Origin of the sequence: Pseudomonas viridiflava (assembly GCF_001642795.1) — a bacterium.
Classification (GTDB): domain Bacteria; phylum Pseudomonadota; class Gammaproteobacteria; order Pseudomonadales; family Pseudomonadaceae; genus Aquipseudomonas; species Aquipseudomonas viridiflava.
Genome location: NZ_LKEH01000014.1, coordinates 1 through 22,918, shown reverse-complemented (window position 1 = coordinate 22,918; position 22,918 = coordinate 1). Strand labels below are relative to the sequence as shown.

The following is a 22,918-nucleotide window of genomic DNA, read 5'->3' as shown; positions in this document are numbered from 1 at the left end:
GGCTTACTCCAACGGCTCAAAGTCCGGGTGCTGATGCAGGTAGTCCAGCGCAACCGTATCGTCTGCCGGAACGGTGGCTTGCCCTGCAGCAATAGCCAGTGTGCGGTTATCCGCGAGGATCAGCGTCCGCGAGGTGTACAGCTTGTCGCGGTAGGTGCGCGTCGCAGGCGCAGATGCCGTGGGTGGCGATGCCGGTTTGGCCGCCGGTTCCAACTGGCGCACTGCCTCATAGGCAGAAGGTGTTTCGTTTTTGACAGCCGCCATTTCTTTTCTCCAGACAGTAAAAAGCCCGCAATGCGGGCCAGGTCAGTGTTTGTGGTTTGCGGTGTTACCACCGGTGTCGATGATTTTCCCAGCACCCAAAATATCTTTGGCGACTTTGAGTGTTCCGGTGATCAAGACTTCGCCGTCCAGCGTGATCTTCCCTGCCTTGGCGGTAATCGTCCCGGAGGTTGCGGTGATTGATTCATCAGTCACGATGGCAGAGCTTGCACCGACGTTGATTGCCACCGTGCCGCTGGGCAGATCAATCGTGTAAGTTTTGGCCTGCCAGTCGTAGATCAGCGAACCGCCGTCGTCGAAGCGCCAGACCTCGACGTGATCGCGGTTATCAGGCTGAGCACCCGCGCTTCCATACAGCCCCGGAACGAACGTGCCTTGTGACACATCACCGCTGGCACTGAACAGCGTGCCCTGCTCGTTCAGAGAAGGTGCCCGCCAATGTCGGGCCTTACCAGCTGCAACACTGTGCCAGCGCACCCAGGCGCTGACCCAATTGCCGTCAGAAACGCGGCATACCGGAGGGGAAGCGGTCAGATCGAGCGCAACGACGTAGCAGTCCTTGACTACTCCAGCCAGCATGCGGTCGTGTTCTGCTGTGGCGTAACTCATGTCATGCCCTCGGGCGCTTGGTAATTGTCCTCACGCCCCCTCCCTGTGTCCGGACTGAACGCGAACACCAGCGTGCCAGGCGGCTCATCGGGCCACGGCCATTCCTCGTCACCGAGGTAGATCCCCTGCGTCCACTCGACGACCCAGACCGCATAAGCATCAAGCTCTGGGCGCGACCAGTCTTGCGCAGCCCGCACGAACTCAGCAGGCTCAACCTCAAGCCCCCAAGTCTGCAGCCTCAGCAGAACCGCCAACTGCGTGGCAGCAAATGCAGCCTGTTGCTGACATTGCTCGCGCTCGGCCCCCACGATCACCCGCGCTTCGAACCGGGCGATCAGGGCTGTTTCACCTGTGCCCTGATCGATGCCTGGCTCAAACTCCACCAGATCGATCAGCACGGCGGGCACTGCGACCTGCTGAAGCATGTCCGGCATTGTGCCGACATACTCCAGCCCGGCAATCGCTGACCTGATGTGCTGCTCGATGGCTTCGTACAGTGAATCAAGGCTGAAGGCTTCGTCAGACACGGGCGGCTCCTTTCAAGTACTTCTGCATCTCGAAGTTGAATTCCTGCTTGAGGATTTCCATCAGACGTTCATCGGCCCGCTTCACCCAGCTGTCAAAGTGCGGCCGGGCCTCTTCCAGCGACACCTTGGCTTTCGCCAACGGAAAGCGGCTGCCGTTTTCTTCGATGAAGCCAGAGCGCCGCTTGCCCTGCCGGGTTTCCGCGTACTCACCGGCCTCAAAGTGTTTGCTCGCAGTACGGATCCAGATGTCAGGACTGCCACCGTAGACAGTTTTGAAAAACGCACCCTGAAACCGACGACCCGCCACCGTCACGCCGGTACGGCTCTGCCGCGCACGGCCGACCCGACTGGCGGAAATGGCGTCCAGCCCGAACCAGAGCTTGCCGCGCATTGCACCGCTGTTTACTGGATAGGTCCGGAGGCGTTGCCGGACGGCCGCGACCGCGATGCGTTCCTGCCGACCGACAGCCCTGGCGATGTGCGTGCGTAACCAACGAAGCGTCTTGTTAATGGCACGCCGCTGGGCCGCTATCGCCGCTTTGGGAACCGCCGCTGCGAAATCATTGAACGCATCCAGATCGGCTGCCGAAGGCTGCAGCGTGATCATGCCGTCGCGGGCAGATTGCTTGTAAAAGCTGCCGATGCTCATGGGTTGATTCTCAGGATGAGGGTAACCAACGCATCGCCGCCGGGCTCCTGGCGAATCAGCGTGTAAGTACCGCCGCCGTCTTGCACCGGAAGATCAATGCGCACTTGCTGCCGCTCCTGCACGCCCTGTGCATCCGCAACACGGATGACCAGGTGAGGCTCACGAAGCCCGGTGTTGATGCGGCCCAGCTTGGGTTGCAGCCAAGGTGCCGAGAACATGCCCGCCACCTCGCGCCCCTCAATGACTGCCGTATCGCTCAGTACATCGAACACAGCGTCATCAAGGGTTTCGATCAACTCTCGGAACGCCACGGCTACAGCGTCAAGCGGATCTGCGCCCGTGGCCGGGTGCAGAGGTGCAGCGGGTTGGACTGGGCCTCACCGGCGACGCCTTTGCCGAACGGCAGCGTTTCCAGCTTGCTGTAGTACGGGATGCCCTGGGTGTTGACGGTCTCCATGTAATCCGCCGGCGCGAAGGCCGAGATGTACAGGTCCGGCACGCCTTCAGGGACGAGCAACGCTTCGTCATCGTGGACGAAAGAGATACCGGCGACCTTGCCACGGTAGCGCTCCCAGACGATGCCGCCGAACTCGAAGCTTTCACGGGCATCACCGCGCAGCTCCGACGCCTGCGTTGAGTTCAGGTAGGTTTCCTTGACCGACTTGTGAACGATGATCTTGTTCCAGAAGTTCTTGCCGCAGAACGCACGCGAGCCGGTGCTGGTGACACTGCCGAGGGCATCCTCTTGCATGTCCAAGGCTTCGCCTGCCTTGACGCGCAACTCGGTGTTCGCATCGTTGAGGGCCATGGACAGGCTCTGACGCTGCACACCGAAGGCCGAGTAGATATCCAGCAGCGGTGTCTTGCCGTCAGCATCCAGCACCAGGCCATTCAACGCGCCCATGCGCTGGAATTCGTGAGTGGCATCCAGCTGACGACGGGCTTTTGCCAAACGGGTATTGATGACGTCCTGGACGGCCTGCAGCTCAGTGCGAGAACCGAATGCGCGGATGCCTTGAATCTCATCCGCCCGGATCGTGAAGCGCTCGGGCAGGTGCACGGTGTTGAACGGGATCATGCGACGCTTCGTGCCGGTGACCACAAAACCGGAACTGCCACGTTCACCGGCCGGGACCAGCGCCAGGGTGTCGCCGTCCTTTTCGATCTGCACGGTCAGGGTCGCGATGCCCTCTTCCTGAAACAGACCGAGTCCGCTGATGCGGCCAGGCAGGTAGGGTTGTTCGTTGATCGCAGCGGTCAGGGTTGCAACGCTGAATGCTTCGTCGTCAAAAATGGCGATGTCGGCCATGAGGGTATTCTCCAGAAAGACGAAACCCCGCTCAGGGCGGGGTCAGATAAACAGAGGCAGTGAGCCGAAATGTGAAGCGGGGGATGAGTCAGCGAAGAATGATGAACTGCTTGGCGAGGGCTTTCTCGGCGTCCAAGTCCAGGCCGGTCAGCAGCGTTTCCGCGACCTCGGCCAGTCGTACAACCGCGCGACCGCGGCGAACGATGTCGGACTCTGGAAGCGGAGCGAACAGAATCGCTGCAGCGATCTCGCTGCCGTCCTCAGCGGCCGGATCGTAGGGGGCGAACTCACCGGACGCCGTGACCAGGCCAAGCACTTGTCCCGCGTTCAGGGCTTCGCTAGCGGCCACGTTGATCGACTCTCGCGAGATGTTTCCGGCACCTTCGGAAAGAAGGAATTCACCGGCATGGATGGGCTCCATTTTGATGGTCATTTGCGTGCTCCTGTCGAGGTTTGCGCTGCCTTACGAGCGGCGTAGATGTCATGGTGATCGGGCTGCCGCGCCTTCGGCTTGATGACCGGGTCATCCTGCAAAGGCAAGCTGTTGTCGATTTCAAATCCCTTACCGCTGCTGACCAGCTTGTCGAACAAACGGGCCTGAACGGCCTCCTTGCCCAGACCTGCACTGACGAACTCGGCGGTCAGCTCTGGCAAGCGAGCTGCAACGCAGAGGTCGCGCACGCACTTGGCCTGGGTGATCGCCGCCTGCACCGTGGCCTGATCGGCGAGCTTGGTCGACGCAATCAGCGGCTCGATCAGGTTGTTGATACCCGCCGCGCCGCATGCCTTTGTGATCATTAGCGCCAGTGCGGAGGCATCCGCCGGTGTCGGGTCAGTTGGAGGCTCGTCCTCCTCTGGCTCCGGCTCTACCGCGTTGAGCTGATCCAGCAGGGCCTTCGGGGTCTGCCTGTATCGCTGCATGGCAGCACCTTGGCCAAGGCACGCCTTGACCTCAACACCGCTGCCGATCTCATCTGCCAGCCCCAACGCCAAGGCTTCCTGCGCGGTCAGCCAGGTCTCTGCATTGACCATGCGCCGCAGTTCGGCTTCGTCGATGTCCGGCGACTTGGCCTTGTAGGCCGCGATGATGGCTTCCAGGGTCTGGTCCAGCACGTCGGCCACTTTGCGCAAATCCTCAGCATCACCGGCCGTGAAAGTCCACGGGTTGTGAATCATCAACATGGCATTCGAGGCCATCACCATGCGATGAGCACCACAAGCAGCAACACTCCCGGCACTGGCTGCCAGCGCATCGATCCGCGCCGTACAGCGCTCACCCAGCCGGTTCAACGCGTTGTGAATCGCCAGCCCGTCGAACAGGTCGCCGCCGATGGTGTTGAACGCGGCCACGATGGGAGACACGCCGTCGTCGATGGCTTTCAGATCCTGGATGAACTGGTTGGCCGTGATGCCCCAGCCGCCGATCTCACCGTAGATGTAGATCTCGATGGTGGTCTGCTCAGCCAGTGTTTCGGCCTTGATGCGGTACCAGTTCTGGTCCTCGACCGGCAAGGCCACCGGAGCCTTGTTGAAAATGCGAAACGGCAACAGCGGTTTCATGGGTTCTCCTTTTCGTCGGGGTCCTCATCGAACGCCGACAAGGTGCTGTAGTTGAGGCCCAGCTCACGGGCGCGAGTCGCGTCTGCGGCGTTTTCTTCGTCCACGATTTCCGCGTCAGTGCCGGTGCGCAGGCACATCTCACTGCGCGAGGCGAGCCCGGCGTTGATCTCCATCGTTCGGGACTGCACGTCCTGCACTGGGTGGATATAGGACCAGCCTTGCGGAACCCAACGGGTGCGCAGGTATTCGCGACGACGCTTTGCGTAATCGTCCAGCTCCAGCGCTCCGGACAGGACCGCCATGTCCATCCACGCGGCGCGTACCGGACGGCACAGCTGATGGACGTACACGCTGAACTGCAGCTGCTCCAGACGTCGACGAAACTCGTTGAGCACGACACGAATGCTGCGGTCGTTCACGCCCCGCATATCGCCGGTCATCAGCTCGTAAGGCAGCCCAGCCCCAGCGGCTGCCGCCATCAGTTGCTGACGCATGAAGTCGGGATAGTTGTTGCCGCCATCGGGCGGTGTCGAGAACTCGACCTCTTCCCCCGGTAACAGCTCCTGCATCGTGCCAGGCTCCAGCGCGACCATCGGCGTGAAGCCATCGCCTCCTGTTTGAAGCGGTGCGCCGGTCAGCGGGTCCAGCATTGGCGGGCCGTCGGCCGCTGGCTTGCGGATGAACCCGGCAAACAGGTTGGCCACCTCCTGCCGGAACAGCACGGCGTCGTCGTAGTTGTCCAGGCTGCGCAGGCGCTTGAGCACCGGCGCAAGCCTGGGAACGCCACGCAATTGGCCGGGCTCCACCGGCTCGAAGATGTGCAACATCTGGCTGGCCGGGATCCGCACCAGCATGTTGTAACCCGCGTTTAGCGCGGCCATGTCGCTGGGATGTGAGCGGTAACACCAGTACGCCACACGCTGGCCCATGGGGTTGAACTCGATCCCGGCGCGGATGATGTTGCCGGTGCTGGTCGTTTCAAACTTGTCATGCGGGACGAACTCCGGAGCCAGGCACTGCAGCTGCAGCGGCACTGCGAAGCCTTCATCGGCCCGACGGGGACGCAACCGCACAAAGCATTCGCCGGACTGTTCGACGGTCCGGGCGATCAGCGCCTGCTGCCCGTAGAAGTCGGTCAGCTGGTCCGCATCGGACTCATCCACCCAGTCTTCCCACAGTTCCTGAAAGATCCGCCGTAACGCTTTGTCGTCCGTTCTGGGCTGTGGCGTGATCCCGGTGCCGATCAGGTTGCTGACCCGGCGATCAATCGCGTTGGCTGCGTAGGGATCGTTGCGCACCGCTGCCCGTGAACGGGAGCGCAGGTTGCGCAACGCAGGCATGATCAGGCTGTTGACGCCCGTGTCCGGTGCATCCCAGGTAGCCGACCGGCGACCATCGGCAGCACCCTCGTAGCTGGCCTTGATGCGTTCCGGCACCAGAAATCCCGAGCGGGACAGCGTGGGGTAGCGTGTGGTCACAGGCCTTTACCCCCATGGTAGATCCGGATCACTCGGGAGCGAGGCCCGGCGGCGTTGGTAAGGCTGGTGCGGATCAGATCCCGTGCCTGAATCAGCTCATCCACAGAGCGATACTCAACCGTTCGGTCAGCGTACCGCACGATCTTTTCGCCACGCCCTATCGCCGCCTCGACGGCGTCAAGGTGCTTCTGGGTATAGGCCATATCAACGTCTCTTTAGATAGCCGCTGTTGGAAGCGCGGCGTTGCGGGGGTTGCGCGGGTTGTGGTGCTGCACGTGCCGGTGACTGAGCAACGGCAGCCTGGGGTTGTGGTCGCGGTTCAGGCGTAGGAGCTGGGCGGTGCTCAACGCTCACGCGCTCGGCGGCCGGGGCGCTGGCCTGACCCGCCTCGTCGAACAGACCGGCTTGGGCCAAGGCATTCTTGAGCCGTGCCCAGTCGTGCTCTCCGTAGCGATGCAGGCCTAGGTAATGAGCCATCGCCAGGCTGTACACCAGCAGGTCGAGCGCCTCATTTCGTTCAGCCTTACCCTTGACCCACTCGATGCGCTTGAAACCTTTCACGTACCGGGCGACCTTGCGCTCGGCGACGCACTGCTCAAAAAAGTCAGCAGGCAGATCTTTGGCGAAGTGCAACGCGCCGGGTCCGCTTTCCAGGTGATAGCGGTTGTAGATCCAGTCTTTGGCCGTGTCGGTACCAACCATCCAGAGCTCCGCACCGTTGCGCTCTGTCTGACCTTTCCACGTCACGTCCACCAGTGAGGGCCGTTGAGCGATCACTGGCTTGCCGGGCTTGCTCGCACCCTTGATGGCGAAAATGTTCCGCCAGCGTCGAACGCGACAAAACTGGTAGACCTCGTGGGTGTGATGCCCACCGGAGTCGACGCCGGTTGCCAGGATTGCCAGGCTGACGCCACACGGATGCCGGTAGCGCTCCTTGAGCTTTTCATCCAGCACCTGCCAGGTGCGGTCGTCAGCGGGGTCGCCCATAATCACTTGGAAGTCGACGATCCAGCGCTCCATACCTTCGCCGATACCCACGACCATCATTTCAAGACGATTAGCCTGCACGTCGACCGATGACACAAGCGACAGCACACCCGCAGGCATCGAACCGAGCGTGTAGTTTTCCAACAAGGCTCGGGCCTGCAAAACATCGGCTTTGGTTTGCTCTTGTGCGCTGTCCCAGACCTTGGCAAGACGGGTGTTGTAAAACACCTGCATCGGCTCCAGGTCGCCCCGGTCCTGAGCCTTTTTGGCTTTCTCATATTGCTTGGCCAACGATGCCCAGCTCTGCCAGCCCAGCGGGGCGTACAACGCGTTAAGGTGGAAACCCACCGTCTCGCCATCACCTTGGGCATGTGACCGCCATTCGCCACGGGCGAGCATGTCACCCTTGTGAAACTCCTCGATCAAGACATCGCAGTCCGGACCGGCGCACTGGTAATGAACCGTGCTGAAGTCAGGCGAGTAAAGCAGGCGCTCCCACTCCAGCGTTTGCATGTGCCCACACGATGGGCATGGCACGTAGTAGTAGCGCTGGTCGCTGGTCGAGAACAGGTCATCGATTCGCGATGCGCCCTTGATGGTGGGCGAGCTGGAGAAATAGAACTTGGCGTTTCGACCAAAGGTGCTGCCGCGTGTTTCGGCCAGCTCAATCGGATCGCCCTCTTCGTCTACGTCGACATCCCAGCGGTCGATTTCATCGCCATAGACAAACCGGGCTGAAAGTTCAGAAAGGTTCGCAGCAGAACCGGCTGTAGTCGCGAACAGCGCGCCGCCTTCAAACTCCTTGGTATCCATGGTGTTGCGGGCATCACGGGAGCGCGGCGAGGCTACCCGTTCGCGCAGCACAGCAGTAGCATTGATGGTCTTGCTAATCCGCGCGGACACCCGCTTGGCCAAGCCAAGGCTGGGCAACAAGGTTAGGATGTTCGACGGAGACATGTGGATCAACGCGCCGATCCAGTTGAGTGCTATCTGCGTCTTCATCAACTGCGAGGCCACCATGGTGACCACCCGCTTGCAAGGATGGCCAGGCGACAAACAGCGCATCGGCTCTCGGGCGTAAGGGGTACGCGCTGTGCGATATTTACCTGGTTCAGCAGCACCTGTATCACGCGGAATACGCATGTGCTCGTCGGCCCACTCATCTACCCACAGTTCCGGGTCAGGCTTGAGTCCGCGCATATACGCGTCATGGTGAACCTTCACACCATCGGCGTATGGAAAATGCATAGTAGCGCTCTATGAGTGGATAGCGTTGTCAAAGTCCGCAGCCGTCATCGACGCCGCGTCATCAAGAACACGCCGTAACGAAGCAACTAGGTATTTTTCAATCTGCCAAGGGTCCGACATTGCAGAGAGTTCGGGAGCAAGCTGGGTGGGCAAGGACAAAATCAAATCACGGAGCATACGACCGGCTGCAAAAGCAGCAGCGTCCACAACCGCCACCTCAACGAGAGACTTGTTTGTTTCAAGAAGAGTGGTCTCAGCGAGCCTCGCTTGGGCCAATGCCAAGCGTGCTTTTGATTGCTGATAGCCAACAACCATTGACGGCGATTCTGGTGTGTTAACCGGTTCAATCACATGGGAATTAGAACTGGGTTGAGCAGGCGTATTCGATGGTCGTCTTGAAGGGTCGCTAGTAATGCCCAAAAACTGTTCGGTGGCATCGACATCAACTAACCCGTCAGCGGTCTCAATCAGTCTCCCGTTTTGAGCGAGCTTGCCCACGTACTGTCGGGACCAACCTTTGCTTTTTGCATAAGCAGTACGTGAGAGAAATGTCATGTAAACCTCTGTCAACTAAGGGCCTGTCAACTGTCAACCACTGTCAACCAACGTAGGAAAACTGTCCGCTAACACACTTCCGCGAGTCTGCAGCCCCGTATGGTCCAAATAACCCCAGGGTCCCCCGCAGTTTGGGGGCTGGCGGGAGAATCCCGACGGCCGAACCGGCCCCGATTCTCGCCAAACCGGCGGCCTCTTGGGCTACTTGCTCTGGCTGCGCTGGATCTGTGCGTCGACCTGATCAGCGCAGGTATCAAGCAGCTTGATGGCCTGATCCTTCAGCTCCCACACGTCGCCGTTCGAATGCAGCACAGCCTCGTCCGCATCGATACGTTCGCAAGGGATCAGCTCAGGGGGTTCGATTCGAACGGCTGACGTTTTTGTTACCACCACTGGCTTTGCCGCGCAGGCCGTCAGGCAAAGGCTGAGAAGCCCAATCACGAACCGGCTTGCTGTTGCGCTTGAGGTCTTCAAAGTCTTTCCTCGCCTGTTTGGCTTTGTCTTCGCTGGCTTTGATCCGTTGGTTCAGATCTTTCAGGTAGGCCGCGTTGCGCTGGGCTTCTGCTCGTAGTGTGGTGATGGTGGCTTCGCTTTCGAGATTGGCGTCGAGCGCTTTCTTCTTGGCAGTGGCCTCAACTTCAACGGCACCGCGCAATGCGACGATTTGGTAGTGCTGAATGCCAACGAGCAGTAAGCCCACCAGCGTGATGATGATTGCAGCCGCGATGGCTTTCATACGGAGTCCACTTTGCGGCCTATGAATCGGGTAACCAGCTCTCGAATGGCAGTAACGCCAAGAAAGCCAATCGTTCCACCCGCTGCTACCGAAAGGCTGGGCGGCCAGGTCATCCACTCGATCAAGCTGGACGCGACCAGGCTCAGTGAGCCGCAGATCAGCGCCTCGAACAGGATCCGTCGCTTACTTGTTTCTTTGGCGTCGTAGAGGATGCGCAGTAGAGAGACGACGATGGCCATGATCATGCCCTGCCAAAGTGGATTTGAAATGGCCGCCACGATCCTGGCCCACGTGTCTGGTTTGTCGGGCATGGTGCGCATCCGGTTACCACCCTTTGGGGTGAGCTGAAAAACAAAAAACCCGGCGCATTGGCCGGGTTTGATGGTTAGTGCCTGAGCCGCTAAGCGGTCGCACCTATCGAACATGACTACTTTTTACAGGTGGATTCCGGTGGCAGCAAGCCAGTATTAACGCCACCGACGAATATGTAGGCAACACAGCACCAACGCCCCGGCAATGTAGACGAATATCCTCAATCGGCCATTCGCTTTTTCGCCCCATGTCCCACTGTCCCACTAGCCCAAAGACAGGTGGGACGCTTGAACACCCCGAAAACAAAGCGTTGTCCCACTGTCCTACCTTTATTGTTATTTCTCCGTGTAAAGAGAGAATATTTAAACCCACGCTGACGCGCGCATAGCGCGTGATGGCATCCGCTACGCTACATGTGGGAACGCTGGTTAAAGGTGGGACAGTGGGACGGAGCAGCGCGGACGGGGCTGTAACCCGTCCCACCTTGTAGATAGGCAGTGGGACGGGGTAGGACAAGCGGGAAACGGCGAGAGCCCTCAAGCAGCCTTACCCCATAGCAGCCCTTGAATGCTCAGGTGTGCTTGATGCAGCCGGTCATAGTAGGTTTGCCGACTGCAACCGCAATGGGTGATTTTTTGATGCAGGAAGCTGTCGTTGTTGCAGTAATGCTCACGGACAACAACAGCCAGCTCGGGTGCCAGGTGCTTGTTGACGATCAGCTCGATGTCGGCTGACTCATCAAGCAGCACGCGGCTGCCCCGCGTACCGCGTATCAGTTCCCCTTTGCATTCCATAAGCATGGCGATCATGTTCCCACCCGAAGCGGTTCCGCCCCGAGACGGCGAATGCAGGTCTTCAGCCCAGAGTTTCAACATCGCATCAATTCGTTTAATCATCGAAGCAAGGCTCATCAAACTTCTCGACAACCAGATCTGACGACCGGCCCCACGCTGCTGGTTTCTTGTAAACCCATTGCCGCAAGCCGCTTTTCGACAACACGGAGGATCGCGCCCGCTTCCATCCCAGGCGATGCATGATTGCACCCACGCGCATCTGCTCTGGCTTGCCCCAATGTCCCGCATCCAGCTTCAATGCGGTGCCCAGCAACTCATTGCCGCTGGTGGTTTCCCCGATCTGCGACTCTTCCAGCCAATTCAGAATCAACCCTTCCCATTCGTCGACCACGAAGCGCTCGTCCTGCGCCTCGGCGAACATGGATGACTCCTCACGATTCACCCACCAGATCTCGCCCGCCTGAAAGCAAAACATCGCCTCAGCCCACAACTGATCACGCATTTCACGCAGTTGCTCAAGTTCGACCTTCGTACACGCAACAGGCCAGTAGCGTCGGTTGCCGGTCGCGTCCTTCAGGTATTCTTCTTGGTTGGTCGTACCCACGAAAACACACTGGCGTGGCACGTCGTTTGTTCTCCGGCCATAGCTTTCTCGGTAGGTGTCTGTGGAGGCAGAGAAAAACTGCTTGGCCTTGGTACTCTCGGCCTTGTTGAAGCTGTCCAGCTCGCCCAGTTCGACAATCCACTTGCCACGGATCGCCTGAAAGCCATCCTTGTCACCGAGCGCAAAAGGGGTGTCCATGAACCAGTCGCCCCCAAGGATGCTCATGGCGGTTGATTTACCAGCCCCCTGTGCGCCTTCAAGAATCAACACCGAGTCAGCCTTACAGCCAGGGCGCATTACCCTCGCGACCGCCGAGATCATCCACCGTTTGCCGACCTTCTTGACGTACTCAGAGGGCTCTACCCCCATAACATCGATGAGCCATTGTTCCAGTCGCGGCACTTGATCCCACTCAAGCCTTTGTAGGTACTCACGCACTGGGTGAAAGGCATGGTCGTGAGCAACAATGCTGACAGCCTCAATGACGCTGGAAGCTTTGACCCGAAGGTTATAGACCTGAGCCAGCCATTTCATGACCCGCATATCATCGATATCAGCCCAGTCGCCTGTGCCACTGCCGTAAGGCGCGGCTCGCAATTTAACGATCTTGGAACTGAATGCGCTGAAGCTGATCACTCCGGCCCAGCGTTCGTCGTTGCCGAGTATCAGTTCGATGTTCTGCATGTGAGCGATGAGCGCGCCGTTCTCACTGCGCGCCAACTGGTCTTTCCAACCGCCTGCAGCAGGTGGCCTGACGACCGCCAACACCTGACGGCGGACCGCCTCCAAGCCCTCTGCGACATGCAGATCATTGAAGTCAGTCCATTTGTCATGACGCTCAACCGAGAAGAAAGGCGCAACCACCTGACCACCAACGATCAGAGCCGCGTTGCTGGCTTTTTCTTCGCCAGGGTTCCAAGGCTGTCCATTCGGGCGTTTGGTCTTCCAGTCATCGTCGCGGCAGATGATTATGGGTCGACCGGGGAGACGGTCACGCATCAGCTTCGCGACCGCGAGCAGGTTGCCTGCGTCAAAAGCAATGGCGACTCCGTACGAAGTCGCCATGTGCAGGCTAGCGCCAGTGGCGTATCCCTCACAGATCAGTAACGGCTCACCCGGCTCAGGCTCAGGGCCGATCAAATGAAACGCCCCCTCCTTTGACATGCCATAGGGCCAGTAGGATTTGTCGCGCCCGGTATCCGGTTGCTTTTCAGGGTAGATTACTTGCAGGCCGACTATTTGATCGCGGGCGTTGCTCATCGGGACCAGCACAGCGCCTGAACGCGGCGCGTAACGGATACGAAACCCGACGATCTGCTTACGATCCAAATAGGCGCTTTTGCCTTTATCAGGCATGCGTTTGAACATGCCCGCGGCCCGACTGGCCGCACGGCGGGCAGCATTGGCGGCCACCTCAGCTGCGCGGCGCTTTGCGTCCTCCTGACGAGCGCGCATGACCTCACGCTCCTCAGGCGACATTCGGCCCGTTTTCACCTTGATCTTTTGAGTGTCACCCGAACGCCAGTCGCCAAAACTGCCAAAGATCAGCGACTCATTCTTTTCAGTCCGATGCTCGTGAATGACGTACCAACCGTTCTTTTCCTTTCCCTTGTCCTGGGATGTCTTGCAACGGGTCAACTTGCCGAAAACCAACGGTTGAGCAGGCTCAAGGCCATAGTCCGCGAATTGTCCCAGCACTTCATCGAGCATGACGGGCCTCACGCAATTCCAGCAGGGATTGGCAAGTCAGGCATTGCGTACAACCGGGCAAAGCCATCCGTCGTGCATCGGGAATAGCCTCTTCGCAGGTTTCGCAAAAAAGAAACGAGTGAATCCTGAGTGAAGGCTTGGCCGCAAGCCGAGCCGCTAGGGCTTGATCTATACGCTCTTGCACCAGGTCATTAGCGAAGTCGGCGATGTCAGCCATGATCGGTACCCCGCGTCGTCTGATTGACGTAGGAGGCCCGGTTGAACAACCCGAGCAAGCCCTGAATACTGCGGAACACCTGCAGGCGGATCTCAGCTAGCTCCTGATCGCTCACGACACCATCGCCGATGCTCTTCGCCCATGTCTCGGCAAGGTTCGCGACCTGATGAAAGTATTCTGCTATGCCCGTGGTCAATGTCTCCGGCATGTCGTTGGTATAAGCCTCTGCCAACTCCTGCCAAGTCGTATCACCAACCAAGGCATGCACTGCGTCCAGAATACGGCGGTCCTTGGTCAACTCCAGGATCTCACCGAATTCCTGGATGTTGACAGTGTGGCTTGGGTGAGTCGGTGACAGCTTGTGTTGTAGCGTGGTGGGGTTTCTGCCGGTGGTGACAGCAATTGCAGCAGCGCCGCCAGGGTAGTCCCTTGCAGCATGGTAAAGCGCCAGGTCGAGCGGCAGGATCTCTCGCTGCGCCCGTTCAACACAACTCAAAGCAATTCGGCTCATGGCATTAATCCTTGAAAGTTGCCAGTGCCGCGCAGCATGTAGTGGTGATACATTTGCCGCGTGGCTTGAAAGGGTCCACATGCCGGTCTAGCCGGCACCATGCCGAGGCAAACGATCCGTCGTTTACCTCTGGCGCAACAGCTGCCTGCTCTGTGGTGGAAGAGGCAGCAACTCAAGGCATCCGTGCCTTGAAAAACGCGATGAAGACCGATGGATTGCATGTGGTGTGCCCGTCAACCTTGATCGCGGCCCGGCTCCGCTGTGGTGGCGCGTGCTGGGGGAAACAGGGCGACTCATGGGTCGCCTTTTTTCTAGCCAATTACTTTGTGTGGCGCTGACGCGCTGAGTAACCACAACGCGTCAAAGGGGTATCCCCTCTCCGAAGCAGCCAACGCAAGCTTTCTTGAATAGCAGGTCTCACCCGTATATTCAGTCCGGGGCAAACAGCCGGATCTCCGCCATTTGTTTAAAGCTTGACAGCTACGATCACAAATTTTTGAGGCGGCTCCGATACCTCCTACAGCCTCAAAAGCAAGCGCAATGGCGCTTGGATACTCTGCTGGGTCCAACATTGCTCGCTCCAATAATCAACTGCTGGTTGATATTAAATGCCAACTGACTTTTGTGCAACCGTCATGCAACTATCAACTCATGGTTGATAAAAATGATTTGCGCGCTGCGTTCAGCTCACGCCTTCAGGAGGCACTTGACGATGCGGGTGTCCGCACCCGAGGCAGGGGTGTGGACGTTCATAAGCAGCTTAAGCTTATGGGCGTTTTCAAAACGACCCAAGCCATAAGCAAATGGCTAAACGCGGAGGCTATTGCTGAGGCAGACAGCATGCATGCGCTGTGCTCTTGGCTTGGTATACGCCGCGAGTGGTTGGAATATGGCGTTGGGCCAAAGACTAGTGCCGAAATGTGTGTGGATTCAAGTGATTCAGGCATTGGTAGTGGCAGCAACGTCATCACGTTACACACTACATCTGGTAAGGTTCCATTGATTTCTTGGGTGCAAGCAGGAGCTTGGTGCGAAGCGTCGTCGAATGTTGGATCGGACAGCGCAGAGTCATGGCTATCGTGTCCGGTACCCATTAGTAGTAGTGGGTATGCGCTTAAGGTGCGAGGCGACTCGATGACAAATCCAGGTCTTGGTAGGAGCTATCCAGCGGGTTGTATAATTTTTGTCGACCCGGAAGTGGAGGTTCACACAGGCGATAGGGTAATAGCTAGATTGGATAGGACGAATGAAGCCACATTCAAGGTTTTCGTAGAGGATGCTGGGCAGCAGTTTCTAAAACCTATAAACCCGCAATATCCAATAATACAAATCACTGAAGAGACGCACATTTGCGGAAAGGTCATTGGCTCATTTATCCCCGAATGACCCTACAGATAAAAATTTAGAAATCCGCTGACTCGATGATGTCGTCAAGAACTTGCTCTATCCCATATTTCATACCATTAACCAACATATACAAATCACGAAAAGTATCTCGACTCTCTTTAGTTCCAATATCCTTACTATTGTAAGAGACCATATGACTGAACTCCGCCCACTCGTCGTCTCGCATTCCAGCCAAGCTCTCTATGGTCTGCCTGCCTGGATAGTAAAATAAAGCATAGTGATCATCACCTCTCTTGACTGCAGACCACTTATACTTCCGGTCGAATACAAAGAATACCTCATTGTCGTTAACTCCAGGAAAGACATCTGAGATCCTGTCTTTATTTGCGATCATGGCATTTGCAGCAATTACGATCTTACTCATGGTCTACTCCCTGAAATATCATCTATATTTTGTACATTGAGATTTCTGACTTTCTCACGAAGCTCACTTATAAGCGCTCTCTTTTTCTCCTCAGTGATGGGCTTCACTTTTCCGGGAGACTCGAAAATTGCTTCCAACTTTTTGATTTGAACATCCATCAAAATTATAAGCTTATCATTACCTCGAATCTGCCCTAATAGATCGTGAAAAATGTTCAATATTGTCTGAGCATTACCAGACTCAGCGGCATTAAAGTTATTAAGAAGCTCTAACTTCTCTTTGATTTCCGAAAGAGTAAGCTGGTGAGAATACCCAAACAATAAAGAGAATGCTGACACAATTTCTTTGCGCTTAAATACAAAAATACCTATTGCGATACCAGATGCTATTGTAGAAAAAACATTTGCAACAAAGCTTACTAAATCTACCCAGTCTTTCCATGTCATTCCCCATCTCCTGAACTGTGGCATCTCGCAACGTTTTTCACGTTCATCTTGATGATTTCCGAAGCGTGACTCAAGGAAAATTTCCAACACCGCAAAGGGAGACGGTTGCGTTAGGGCACCGCGAAACAAATCAACCAACTATTGACTAATCTCAACCACTGGTTGATATTTATCTCACTCTTCCACCACAGAGCGAGGCAAAATCATGCACACCAAGGCAACCCTGCATGTCCACCCAAAGGTTATTGACCCACTGCGTGTCTTCGAGGTTCGTCACCTAGCAATTGTGACCGGCTGCACCTTCATCACCAGCAAACCCAAGCGGCCTGCGCGCGCCATCCCCGCCCCATTTGATCCAAATGGCGGAGGGCGGGCAGCATGAGCAGGTACAAACTCGACGCAAAGACACTTTCTTTGCTCAAAGCGCAAGCCAAGCTGACGGAAACGTTCAACCACACCATTCGCTCCGCAAAGAGTGGCTCCCTGCCCTTTCGCCTCAAAGTCGAACACACCTCGGTAGAAACGCAGTTCAGGCTAGAGGTAGGCAACCAACGCCACTGCCTCACGCTGCCAAACACCCCGACTATGCATCTCAAGCTGGCAGCTTTCATCGAAGAAATAGCCAACGGCCCGCTCGATCTAGGCACATCCGCAGCGAAGCGTATCAATGGGAAATACAGCGTTCTTGACGAGCAACTGAGTCTGCAAGTTTTCGATCTGGTATGCCGGGGCGGCATGCTCAGCCTGGACGTTGGCCTTGAGCAGCCGATTCATGTCTCGATTCATCGCAACAGAACCCGGACAGCAGCTACAACACTTATGACTATCGGAGTAAGGCAGCCTCGGACCAAGTGCTTCACGCTCTCTGGCCCAGATGCCGAAATCCATGAAAAGGTCGTTGAATCCATCAATCACCTTGCCAGCATTGCGATTCCCGCGATGCAAGCGGCGTAGGAGCAGGCATGGAACGCACCTTGGCTCAGACCGCAAAACAACTTGGCGTCAGCAGACCCAAGCTCATCGCCCTGATGAGGGAAAAAGCGCTGCTCAATGAACGAAACCTTCCCGCCTACCCCACGCGGGACCGCGAGTACATGCGCGTTAAGGACAGCAGCTGGTTCCATCACCAGTTGGGCATGCAGTACAGCCAGTCAACCAGGATAAAGCAGCCCGGCATGCGCTGGCTCGCCGAACAACTGGGGCTGGCGGCGCCTGAAATACCGGCCGACAAACGTGACGTGGCCTAGGGAGTACGCTCGCCAGATCGTCGCGCTGCATACGCGGGAGGAACGCAATGCAGCGCTGCTTGAGGTTCCTGAACACCTGCGCGAGCTCACCAAACGGCACTGCCTGAATAGCTGGAACCACCCCAAGCGGAGAAAACCGAATGAACCAAGAAGCGATTGACCGTCTACTGAGTGAATTGCTGCGCATTCCGCCAGAACAGCGCACCCTGAACGAGATTGCCACTGTTGTTGCTGACATTAACGCAGCCGCACTTCTTGAAGCTGTTGTGGCCGGGCCATTGCAGCAGGAACAAATCAAGTTGCTCGCCATCACTAAGCTTTTGGCCTGCGAACTTCAAATGGTCGAAGCCCACGTCACGCTTGAACTACATCCTACTTCTGGATATCGGATTCCCCTCTCCCTCACGATGCGAAGCTCTGACGGAGGCTACGTATTTGGGAGCGGAGAGACCGCACAGGAAGCCCTCATGGACATCCACGACTACCTTCCTCAACCAAAAGAAGCTGTTGCATGAAGGACCATAGCCAAAATCCGCTACGTCTGATGCCAGCACCGGAAGCGGCCACCGTTGAGCTGCTGTATCGGACCTTCGGAGATGTACTCATCCCCCTAGACAAACTGCGCGAGCAGTACTTCCGAAACCTCAACGAACGGTCGTTTGTTGCAGAGATTGAGAACGGGCGGATCCCGCTCCCGATCACCACCTTGGACACGAGCCGCAAAGCACCGAAGTTCGCGCACATTCGACACGTCGCAGCTCTGATCGACATCCGTGCATACAAGGCCGATGAAGAGATGGGCAATTCTCAAACTGAATCCGACTCACTGACATAACCAAAACGGCTGCCACCACCAGCCGAGCAATCTTACTAGGAGCACACCACATGACTACGACTCAAATCTGCGTATTGATCGGACTCATCATTTCAGCCGGCCTGCTTTTGTGGTTTGGCTACATGATAGGCCGCAGCGACGGCATCAAAGTGGGTATCACGAACGGCGAACAAGTACCGCGCGAACATGACGTTCTGGCGATCCATGAGCTTGAAGCATCATTGAGGCTGATCCGCACAGAAAATGCGCAATTGGCACGACGCTGCGAAAACCTCCAGCGAGGTATGGCGTTTGGTGCGCAAGAACGAGACGCGCTGAACGATATAGCCGAGAAACTGAGAATCGCTGCAGAGACTTTCAGCGCGTTTCGTACCGGCAAAAAGCTGGAACGCGATTGTCTGGCGCTCCGGCAGCAGGCGTTGCAAATGGCTGAAGCGCTCGGCGTATCAGACCAACAGGTGAACGCAGCATGAATTGGCCTATCCCTATGCTGCGGCTCAGCCCGCAAGCTGCTGGCGACCTGCACCAGCAGCACACCAAAGCCATTGCCGAATTACGCGCTACGGCTCGCTTTAACAAAGAGCTGCACAATCAACTGAGGTTGATGATCGGACCTGACGTCTTACGCGCCTTGCGTAAGGAGACCGAAAACGCGCTGCTGCTGGCCGATTTGGTCGAAGAAAATGACCAGGCTCATGTGCATGACGTCAAATGCGCAAAGCCGCAGACGCCTGATGAATCAACTTGTAATCAAGCATCGGAGGAAAGCCCTAGTGATCGCCCACAGACCGTGCTCCTTATTCAAGCCGCTTTACGCCGCAACTGCAGTTGGAGCAGCATTCAAATAACTAATAGTTTCTGCTGCACACCAGCAGGCATTACTGGTATTCCCAGCAACACCGGCGGGGCGCCTATACCTCACGAAAAGGTGCGCGAGCCAGTCGCTCATGATGTAACGCTAACTGCTCAGAATAGCCCGCGCGCGCAGCCTGCTCTGGGGGCAAAGCTCTTTCGAAGATCTCTGAGCGTCTGATCCAACCCAAGTGAGCCTTATGGGAGCTGAACATATCTCAGAAAGATCATGAGCCAGCCTTTAAGATCCTAGGTTGAAATCCATCAGATTATTTAAGAAGATCAGCACAACAGTTTATTAAGATAAAAAATCCGCCATAAACTACGTAAATCGAGAAAAGATAATGAACACACTATTCTTGCTCTTGGCACAATACGAAGGTCAAGCAGTCATACCACTGGATCGCATATGCGCAGATTATATGCGCTTAACAGTTGAGAAGTTTAAACGGAAATGCTTACTCGGAGAGATTGATATCCCAATCGTTCGATTAGGAGCTGACAGTCAAAAAGCAGCACTAGGAATTCATATACGCGACTTAGCCACCTATATAGACGAGCAGAGAGCTAAAGCCATGAACGAACAAAACAAGCTAATGGGAAGGGCAGCGTAGGAAAATTTTTACAGCGCCTGAAATCAACCCCACACGACATAACTTTGGCTACTTAGCGGAGCTTGCCTTGTGAGAACCAACAAGCAAGCTCCGCGACGTTAGCAACCGAGTGAAGTTACAGATTAAAATCTAAGAAACCGATTTTAGTTTTTTTACGGCTTGATCCAGGCTTGTTACTACGTCGGCTCTCGACTCATCTAGACCTTCAAGAATATCAATCAAAATACTACAGCTTTCAGTATAAGATACGGAGAGCTCCTTCTTGCGACGAGCGGTCACCCCCTGTGCCGTGTAGTTTAAATAAATCAAATTAGCAGCTTCTGCAAGCCTATAATAGTTCACACTCCGAATATCCCCTGCTTTTATAGCTTTCTGCATAGCTTTCAAACCAGTGAAGTCCTCGCGCAACTCGTAACAGACTTTCCAGAGACAATCAAGAATACTGACCGACAACTCTTTCAATTCATGCTTAAGTGCACCATGTGTCTTTCGAATCGCTTTCGATACGTCATCGTAAGCCCCGAGCAATATCTCTAACTGCCTAGATGGCGAACCGACTGAGTAAGAGAGTAATAGCTTAGCTTCTGCCGATCGTCTTAGCCACTTGGAGCTATTCAGCCTTCCGTCGACAATAGCCAGTCGACAAACATCAACGAGTTCTGACCTGTTGCCAACCCGGGCCTCAACCTGAAACCACAGATCAAATAGAAGTTCTTTTCGCTGACCGTGGAGGTACGCATCTTTGAAAGCACTTCGCACGGAGTTGATTTCCGCACTAGGATCAAAAGAATCAATCTGAGCCAGCGCTAACAACAGATCAGGATTATTTTTATACTGCTGCTTCCTTAACAATGACTTTATGGTCGCACGAGCGTTTGGAAAATCATTCGCCTTGAGAAGCGCCAACGACTGACGGATTGCTTCACCAACAGCGATTTGAGTATTTTGAGAGGTATTTGCCTTCAAAGCTTGCGCTCTACCCTTCAAGTACCCCAAATAGCGATCAGCATTGACTACAATTTCGTCCTTGAGTGAGATAGTCAAATTAACTATTGATTGGGAGCATTTGAAACGGGGTTCTGACTCGATAAATGAAGCAGACTGTAAAAGGAATAATCTACCCAGTTCTAATATAGCATCATCTATCAGCAATTGCTCCATCTCAGTGTAGTGTCTAAGCTCAGCCAAAGAACATGACCCTACAAACGAAATGGTCAGCAAGACTTTTCTAGCTTCCGGACTCAACAAGTGTATTTCACGACGAAGTGCAGCGCTTCTTACAGCCTCCCCTTTTTTGCCTTGCCACTCCGCTATAGCATTATCTATTGAATATCCTACTCGGCATAAACGAAGAATAGACTCAGTAAACAACGGTGACCCTTCTGATGCCTCCTCAAGTTTCCTTATGGATTTCGATGTGATCGCGTCGAACCCCATAGACGACTTTAACTCATCTATATAATGTAGATACTCCTCACCAGAAAGACCTGGAACCTCAATGGCAGTATCAGAAGAGTAGCTGACGTTAGATCGAGTGGTTAACAGAATTTTAGAGTTACTTCCTCCAATCTCGCGCGCGGTTTCCATAATTCTTTTTTGTTCGTCTACGTCGGCAGAATCCACATCATCAACTACAATAAACGAAGGGTAAGCCTGTAGGTTTAACCTAGCAATTCTCTTAAGCTGGTTGATTGAGACATCTTCTAGCTCCGAATCTAATGTACCAGTTTTCTGGCATATAGCCATCAGGAGTGATTCAAGGTCATAATAGTGAGTTTCTGGAGTACCGATAAACCCATCAATACGAGCTTTAAACTGCTGGGTTTTAGCAGTCAACCATATGATCTGATCGAAGAGTGGAGCACCGGTTGAAGCGATCAACTGGCAAAATTCATATGCTATCGAGGTCTTACCCTTCCCCCCTTCACCTGCTAAAACTTTTGCATACTGAAATTCATCAGACAGCCAGGCCCACAGCTTTTGTATAATTTCAACACGGCCTACAAAATTAGGGCAGACGAAATTGCGATCAGGTAAATTATGGTCAAGCAGGTTTATTTTCTTTACAAATCGCCCCTCAAGAAGCGCAAGCCAATCACGACTACTTGTAAGGAATTCGAAATCGGAATGAGTAACTGCTTGCTTACACTCATCCCCAGCTCTATACAGAGTCGCACCCTCGCTGAAAATTTGTTTGTTTCTTGCATCATCCGCTCTTTTATTAGCGGATATAGTGTGTTTTTTTTCGGGCCTTTTAGGCACATGAAGCAAGCCAATTAAAACAGCAGGCTGCCCGTAAGGAATTTCGACGACACTGATATCAAGACGAGTGCCAAAGAACTTATCGAGTTGCCCTTTAAGCTTCTGAACGTCCAACCTATTAGGCTCAACCCCAGCAAGCTCGAATCGCCGATCTTTTTCTATCTCCCTGACACCATAAACTATATAGCCGCCATATGTATTATAAAAACTTGCAATTGTCCGTGCAGTTTTAGAGTAATCATGAGCGCTATCCTCATAAATTTCTTTATAATCCCATAACTCACACTCAACCGGCACCGGAATGGAGCTTGGCATGAGTAGTTGAAGTACGTCCGCAGAGAGATTACCAGCCTGAATTTTTCTATAAATTTCTTTTTTTATTTCTGTTAAGTTCATGATCTTTCCTTGGTCATGAGATTAGACAAGCTTTTGTAGAGCAAACTCCATGAGCGGAGTTAAGCAACGGCAGATGTCCAGATTTATTGGACAAGCAAGATATCAGATTGCCATCCTCGCCTTATAGCACATTAACTTATCCCTCAGCAACAGTACTTTTTTGTCTCACATCTTCTTGATATAAAAATCCACAGACTTGTCAAAGTGAACTTGCACGTCACTCAATTAGCTCTCAAAGAGCGCTGCTGAATCTTGAACAGGCGTCAACTCAGATTCATATCTGGGGCCGAGAGGCCACCAGGCAAGGTGATGGAGTCTGTGACAAAAATGCTACATTAGAAGGCTGACATTGGCCAAACCCCGTAGATATTGGCTAAATTTGACCTATCGGTCCAATCCATCATCGG

29 protein-coding genes are annotated in these 22,918 nt (G+C 55.0%); 8 read left to right on the top strand and 21 right to left on the bottom strand.

The annotated features are described in order from the left end of the window. Nucleotides 1–3 precede the first annotated feature (3 nt). The 18 genes from AO065_RS00295 to AO065_RS00210 form a co-directional block, all read right to left on the bottom strand. Nucleotides 4–264, bottom strand: coding sequence for a hypothetical protein (locus AO065_RS00295; protein ID WP_004881123.1), 261 nt, complete (start codon nucleotides 262–264; stop codon nucleotides 4–6). Between the two features lie 42 nt (nucleotides 265–306). After that, nucleotides 307–891, bottom strand: coding sequence for a phage baseplate assembly protein V (locus AO065_RS00290; RefSeq protein WP_004881120.1), 585 nt, complete (start codon nucleotides 889–891; stop codon nucleotides 307–309). Continuing rightward, a complete protein-coding gene (locus tag AO065_RS00285) occupies nucleotides 888–1,418 on the bottom strand; it encodes a hypothetical protein (RefSeq protein WP_004881117.1) in 531 nt (176 codons plus the stop codon). The genes AO065_RS00290 and AO065_RS00285 overlap by 4 nt, the downstream gene beginning before the upstream one ends. Then, nucleotides 1,411–2,067: a hypothetical protein gene (locus AO065_RS00280; RefSeq protein ID WP_004881116.1), complete on the bottom strand. Its 657-nt coding sequence runs from the start codon at nucleotides 2,065–2,067 to the stop codon at nucleotides 1,411–1,413. The genes AO065_RS00285 and AO065_RS00280 overlap by 8 nt, the downstream gene beginning before the upstream one ends. After that, the gene (locus AO065_RS00275) at nucleotides 2,064–2,378 is read right to left on the bottom strand and encodes a head-tail joining protein (protein WP_032650674.1); all 315 of its coding nucleotides are present in this window, start codon (nucleotides 2,376–2,378) and stop codon (nucleotides 2,064–2,066) included. The genes AO065_RS00280 and AO065_RS00275 overlap by 4 nt, the downstream gene beginning before the upstream one ends. Nucleotides 2,379–2,380: 2 nt before the next feature. Further along, nucleotides 2,381–3,376, bottom strand: coding sequence for a major capsid protein (locus tag AO065_RS00270; protein WP_004881111.1), 996 nt, complete (start codon nucleotides 3,374–3,376; stop codon nucleotides 2,381–2,383). Nucleotides 3,377–3,464: 88 nt separating this feature from the next. After that, nucleotides 3,465–3,809 (bottom strand): head decoration protein, encoded by a 345-nt coding sequence (locus AO065_RS00265; protein WP_004881109.1) that lies wholly within the window; start codon nucleotides 3,807–3,809, stop codon nucleotides 3,465–3,467. Next, entirely contained in the window at nucleotides 3,806–4,936 is a 1,131-nt protein-coding gene (locus AO065_RS00260; protein WP_004881108.1) for a head maturation protease, ClpP-related, read from the bottom strand. The genes AO065_RS00265 and AO065_RS00260 overlap by 4 nt, the downstream gene beginning before the upstream one ends. Further along, nucleotides 4,933–6,414 (bottom strand): phage portal protein, encoded by a 1,482-nt coding sequence (locus AO065_RS00255; RefSeq protein WP_004881105.1) that lies wholly within the window; start codon nucleotides 6,412–6,414, stop codon nucleotides 4,933–4,935. Before AO065_RS00255 ends, AO065_RS00260 begins: the two co-directional genes overlap by 4 nt. Then, nucleotides 6,411–6,617, bottom strand: a complete 207-nt coding sequence (locus AO065_RS00250; RefSeq protein WP_004881104.1) for a phage head-tail joining protein — start codon at nucleotides 6,615–6,617, stop codon at nucleotides 6,411–6,413. The genes AO065_RS00255 and AO065_RS00250 overlap by 4 nt, the downstream gene beginning before the upstream one ends. Before the next feature lies 1 nt (nucleotide 6,618). After that, nucleotides 6,619–8,649 (bottom strand): phage terminase large subunit family protein, encoded by a 2,031-nt coding sequence (locus tag AO065_RS00245; protein ID WP_004881101.1) that lies wholly within the window; start codon nucleotides 8,647–8,649, stop codon nucleotides 6,619–6,621. Nucleotides 8,650–8,658: 9 nt separating this feature from the next. Then, nucleotides 8,659–9,204 carry a hypothetical protein gene (locus tag AO065_RS00240; RefSeq protein ID WP_032650670.1) on the bottom strand — a complete coding sequence of 182 codons (546 nt, stop codon included), beginning with the start codon at nucleotides 9,202–9,204 and terminating at the stop codon, nucleotides 8,659–8,661. A gap of 349 nt (nucleotides 9,205–9,553) precedes the next feature. Then, entirely contained in the window at nucleotides 9,554–9,940 is a 387-nt protein-coding gene (locus tag AO065_RS00230; RefSeq protein ID WP_004881094.1) for a hypothetical protein, read from the bottom strand. Next, complete coding sequence (locus AO065_RS00225) at nucleotides 9,937–10,260, bottom strand: phage holin, lambda family (RefSeq protein WP_007247410.1); 324 nt, start codon at nucleotides 10,258–10,260, stop codon at nucleotides 9,937–9,939. The genes AO065_RS00230 and AO065_RS00225 overlap by 4 nt, the downstream gene beginning before the upstream one ends. A gap of 528 nt (nucleotides 10,261–10,788) precedes the next feature. Next, nucleotides 10,789–11,148: a PA0613 family protein gene (locus AO065_RS00220; protein WP_032650666.1), complete on the bottom strand. Its 360-nt coding sequence runs from the start codon at nucleotides 11,146–11,148 to the stop codon at nucleotides 10,789–10,791. Then, entirely contained in the window at nucleotides 11,141–13,360 is a 2,220-nt protein-coding gene (locus AO065_RS00215; RefSeq protein ID WP_004881086.1) for a VapE domain-containing protein, read from the bottom strand. The genes AO065_RS00220 and AO065_RS00215 overlap by 8 nt, the downstream gene beginning before the upstream one ends. Further along, nucleotides 13,350–13,577 carry a TraR/DksA family transcriptional regulator gene (locus AO065_RS26385; RefSeq protein ID WP_004881085.1) on the bottom strand — a complete coding sequence of 76 codons (228 nt, stop codon included), beginning with the start codon at nucleotides 13,575–13,577 and terminating at the stop codon, nucleotides 13,350–13,352. The genes AO065_RS00215 and AO065_RS26385 overlap by 11 nt, the downstream gene beginning before the upstream one ends. Beyond that, nucleotides 13,570–14,088, bottom strand: a complete 519-nt coding sequence (locus AO065_RS00210; RefSeq protein WP_004881083.1) for a phage regulatory CII family protein — start codon at nucleotides 14,086–14,088, stop codon at nucleotides 13,570–13,572. The genes AO065_RS26385 and AO065_RS00210 overlap by 8 nt, the downstream gene beginning before the upstream one ends. Before the next feature lie 651 nt (nucleotides 14,089–14,739). On the opposite strand from AO065_RS00210, the gene AO065_RS00205 reads away from it, so the two are divergent. Next, complete coding sequence (locus AO065_RS00205; RefSeq protein WP_032650684.1) at nucleotides 14,740–15,474, top strand: LexA family protein; 735 nt, start codon at nucleotides 14,740–14,742, stop codon at nucleotides 15,472–15,474. A 16-nt stretch (nucleotides 15,475–15,490) separates the two neighbouring features. Here the strand turns inward: AO065_RS00205 and AO065_RS00200 are convergent, their stop codons facing one another. Both AO065_RS00200 and AO065_RS00195 read right to left on the bottom strand, forming a co-directional pair. After that, nucleotides 15,491–15,859 carry a hypothetical protein gene (locus AO065_RS00200; protein ID WP_004881077.1) on the bottom strand — a complete coding sequence of 123 codons (369 nt, stop codon included), beginning with the start codon at nucleotides 15,857–15,859 and terminating at the stop codon, nucleotides 15,491–15,493. Next, entirely contained in the window at nucleotides 15,856–16,305 is a 450-nt protein-coding gene (locus AO065_RS00195) for a hypothetical protein (RefSeq protein WP_004881076.1), read from the bottom strand. Before AO065_RS00195 ends, AO065_RS00200 begins: the two co-directional genes overlap by 4 nt. 378 nt (nucleotides 16,306–16,683) lie before the next feature. Between AO065_RS00195 and AO065_RS00190 the strand changes: the two genes are divergently transcribed. The 7 genes from AO065_RS00190 (at nucleotide 16,684) to AO065_RS00160 (ending at nucleotide 19,853) form a co-directional block, all read left to right on the top strand. Continuing rightward, nucleotides 16,684–17,259: a hypothetical protein gene (locus AO065_RS00190; protein WP_004881072.1), complete on the top strand. Its 576-nt coding sequence runs from the start codon at nucleotides 16,684–16,686 to the stop codon at nucleotides 17,257–17,259. Nucleotides 17,260–17,267: 8 nt separating this feature from the next. Further along, nucleotides 17,268–17,552: a phage antirepressor KilAC domain-containing protein gene (locus AO065_RS00185; protein ID WP_004881071.1), complete on the top strand. Its 285-nt coding sequence runs from the start codon at nucleotides 17,268–17,270 to the stop codon at nucleotides 17,550–17,552. 140 nt (nucleotides 17,553–17,692) lie between these two features. Next, nucleotides 17,693–18,067, top strand: a complete 375-nt coding sequence (locus tag AO065_RS00180; RefSeq protein WP_004881068.1) for a hypothetical protein — start codon at nucleotides 17,693–17,695, stop codon at nucleotides 18,065–18,067. After that, nucleotides 18,064–18,387, top strand: a complete 324-nt coding sequence (locus tag AO065_RS00175; RefSeq protein WP_004881064.1) for a pyocin activator PrtN family protein — start codon at nucleotides 18,064–18,066, stop codon at nucleotides 18,385–18,387. Before AO065_RS00180 ends, AO065_RS00175 begins: the two co-directional genes overlap by 4 nt. A 50-nt stretch (nucleotides 18,388–18,437) precedes the next feature. Further along, nucleotides 18,438–18,860, top strand: a complete 423-nt coding sequence (locus AO065_RS00170) for a hypothetical protein (protein WP_004881063.1) — start codon at nucleotides 18,438–18,440, stop codon at nucleotides 18,858–18,860. Further along, a complete protein-coding gene (locus AO065_RS27330; protein ID WP_004881061.1) occupies nucleotides 18,857–19,420 on the top strand; it encodes a hypothetical protein in 564 nt (187 codons plus the stop codon). The genes AO065_RS00170 and AO065_RS27330 overlap by 4 nt, the downstream gene beginning before the upstream one ends. Before the next feature lie 163 nt (nucleotides 19,421–19,583). Next, nucleotides 19,584–19,853: a pyocin activator PrtN family protein gene (locus AO065_RS00160; RefSeq protein ID WP_004881060.1), complete on the top strand. Its 270-nt coding sequence runs from the start codon at nucleotides 19,584–19,586 to the stop codon at nucleotides 19,851–19,853. Nucleotides 19,854–19,982: 129 nt separating this feature from the next. Here the strand turns inward: AO065_RS00160 and AO065_RS00155 are convergent, their stop codons facing one another. Then, on the bottom strand, nucleotides 19,983–22,511 hold the full coding sequence (locus tag AO065_RS00155; protein ID WP_004881058.1) for an AlbA family DNA-binding domain-containing protein: 2,529 nt from the start codon (nucleotides 22,509–22,511) through the stop codon (nucleotides 19,983–19,985). Nucleotides 22,512–22,918 lie beyond the last annotated feature (407 nt).

Coding starts and splice junctions, on each gene's coding strand:
- AO065_RS00295 (WP_004881123.1), bottom strand. CDS start 264: ATGGCGGCTGTCAAAAACGAAACACCTTCTGCCTATGAGGCAGTGCGC.
- AO065_RS00290 (WP_004881120.1), bottom strand. CDS start 891: ATGAGTTACGCCACAGCAGAACACGACCGCATGCTGGCTGGAGTAGTC.
- AO065_RS00280 (WP_004881116.1), bottom strand. CDS start 2,067: ATGAGCATCGGCAGCTTTTACAAGCAATCTGCCCGCGACGGCATGATC.
- AO065_RS00270 (WP_004881111.1), bottom strand. CDS start 3,376: ATGGCCGACATCGCCATTTTTGACGACGAAGCATTCAGCGTTGCAACC.
- AO065_RS00265 (WP_004881109.1), bottom strand. CDS start 3,809: ATGACCATCAAAATGGAGCCCATCCATGCCGGTGAATTCCTTCTTTCC.
- AO065_RS00260 (WP_004881108.1), bottom strand. CDS start 4,936: ATGAAACCGCTGTTGCCGTTTCGCATTTTCAACAAGGCTCCGGTGGCC.
- AO065_RS00250 (WP_004881104.1), bottom strand. CDS start 6,617: ATGGCCTATACCCAGAAGCACCTTGACGCCGTCGAGGCGGCGATAGGG.
- AO065_RS00245 (WP_004881101.1), bottom strand. CDS start 8,649: ATGCATTTTCCATACGCCGATGGTGTGAAGGTTCACCATGACGCGTAT.
- AO065_RS00240 (WP_032650670.1), bottom strand. CDS start 9,204: ATGACATTTCTCTCACGTACTGCTTATGCAAAAAGCAAAGGTTGGTCC.
- AO065_RS00230 (WP_004881094.1), bottom strand. CDS start 9,940: ATGAAAGCCATCGCGGCTGCAATCATCATCACGCTGGTGGGCTTACTG.
- AO065_RS00225 (WP_007247410.1), bottom strand. CDS start 10,260: ATGCGCACCATGCCCGACAAACCAGACACGTGGGCCAGGATCGTGGCG.
- AO065_RS00220 (WP_032650666.1), bottom strand. CDS start 11,148: ATGATTAAACGAATTGATGCGATGTTGAAACTCTGGGCTGAAGACCTG.
- AO065_RS00215 (WP_004881086.1), bottom strand. CDS start 13,360: ATGCTCGATGAAGTGCTGGGACAATTCGCGGACTATGGCCTTGAGCCT.
- AO065_RS26385 (WP_004881085.1), bottom strand. CDS start 13,577: ATGGCTGACATCGCCGACTTCGCTAATGACCTGGTGCAAGAGCGTATA.
- AO065_RS00210 (WP_004881083.1), bottom strand. CDS start 14,088: ATGAGCCGAATTGCTTTGAGTTGTGTTGAACGGGCGCAGCGAGAGATC.
- AO065_RS00205 (WP_032650684.1), top strand. CDS start 14,740: ATGGTTGATAAAAATGATTTGCGCGCTGCGTTCAGCTCACGCCTTCAG.
- AO065_RS00200 (WP_004881077.1), bottom strand. CDS start 15,859: ATGAGTAAGATCGTAATTGCTGCAAATGCCATGATCGCAAATAAAGAC.
- AO065_RS00195 (WP_004881076.1), bottom strand. CDS start 16,305: ATGACATGGAAAGACTGGGTAGATTTAGTAAGCTTTGTTGCAAATGTT.
- AO065_RS00190 (WP_004881072.1), top strand. CDS start 16,684: ATGAGCAGGTACAAACTCGACGCAAAGACACTTTCTTTGCTCAAAGCG.
- AO065_RS00185 (WP_004881071.1), top strand. CDS start 17,268: ATGGAACGCACCTTGGCTCAGACCGCAAAACAACTTGGCGTCAGCAGA.
- AO065_RS00180 (WP_004881068.1), top strand. CDS start 17,693: ATGAACCAAGAAGCGATTGACCGTCTACTGAGTGAATTGCTGCGCATT.
- AO065_RS00175 (WP_004881064.1), top strand. CDS start 18,064: ATGAAGGACCATAGCCAAAATCCGCTACGTCTGATGCCAGCACCGGAA.
- AO065_RS00170 (WP_004881063.1), top strand. CDS start 18,438: ATGACTACGACTCAAATCTGCGTATTGATCGGACTCATCATTTCAGCC.
- AO065_RS27330 (WP_004881061.1), top strand. CDS start 18,857: ATGAATTGGCCTATCCCTATGCTGCGGCTCAGCCCGCAAGCTGCTGGC.
- AO065_RS00160 (WP_004881060.1), top strand. CDS start 19,584: ATGAACACACTATTCTTGCTCTTGGCACAATACGAAGGTCAAGCAGTC.
- AO065_RS00155 (WP_004881058.1), bottom strand. CDS start 22,511: ATGAACTTAACAGAAATAAAAAAAGAAATTTATAGAAAAATTCAGGCT.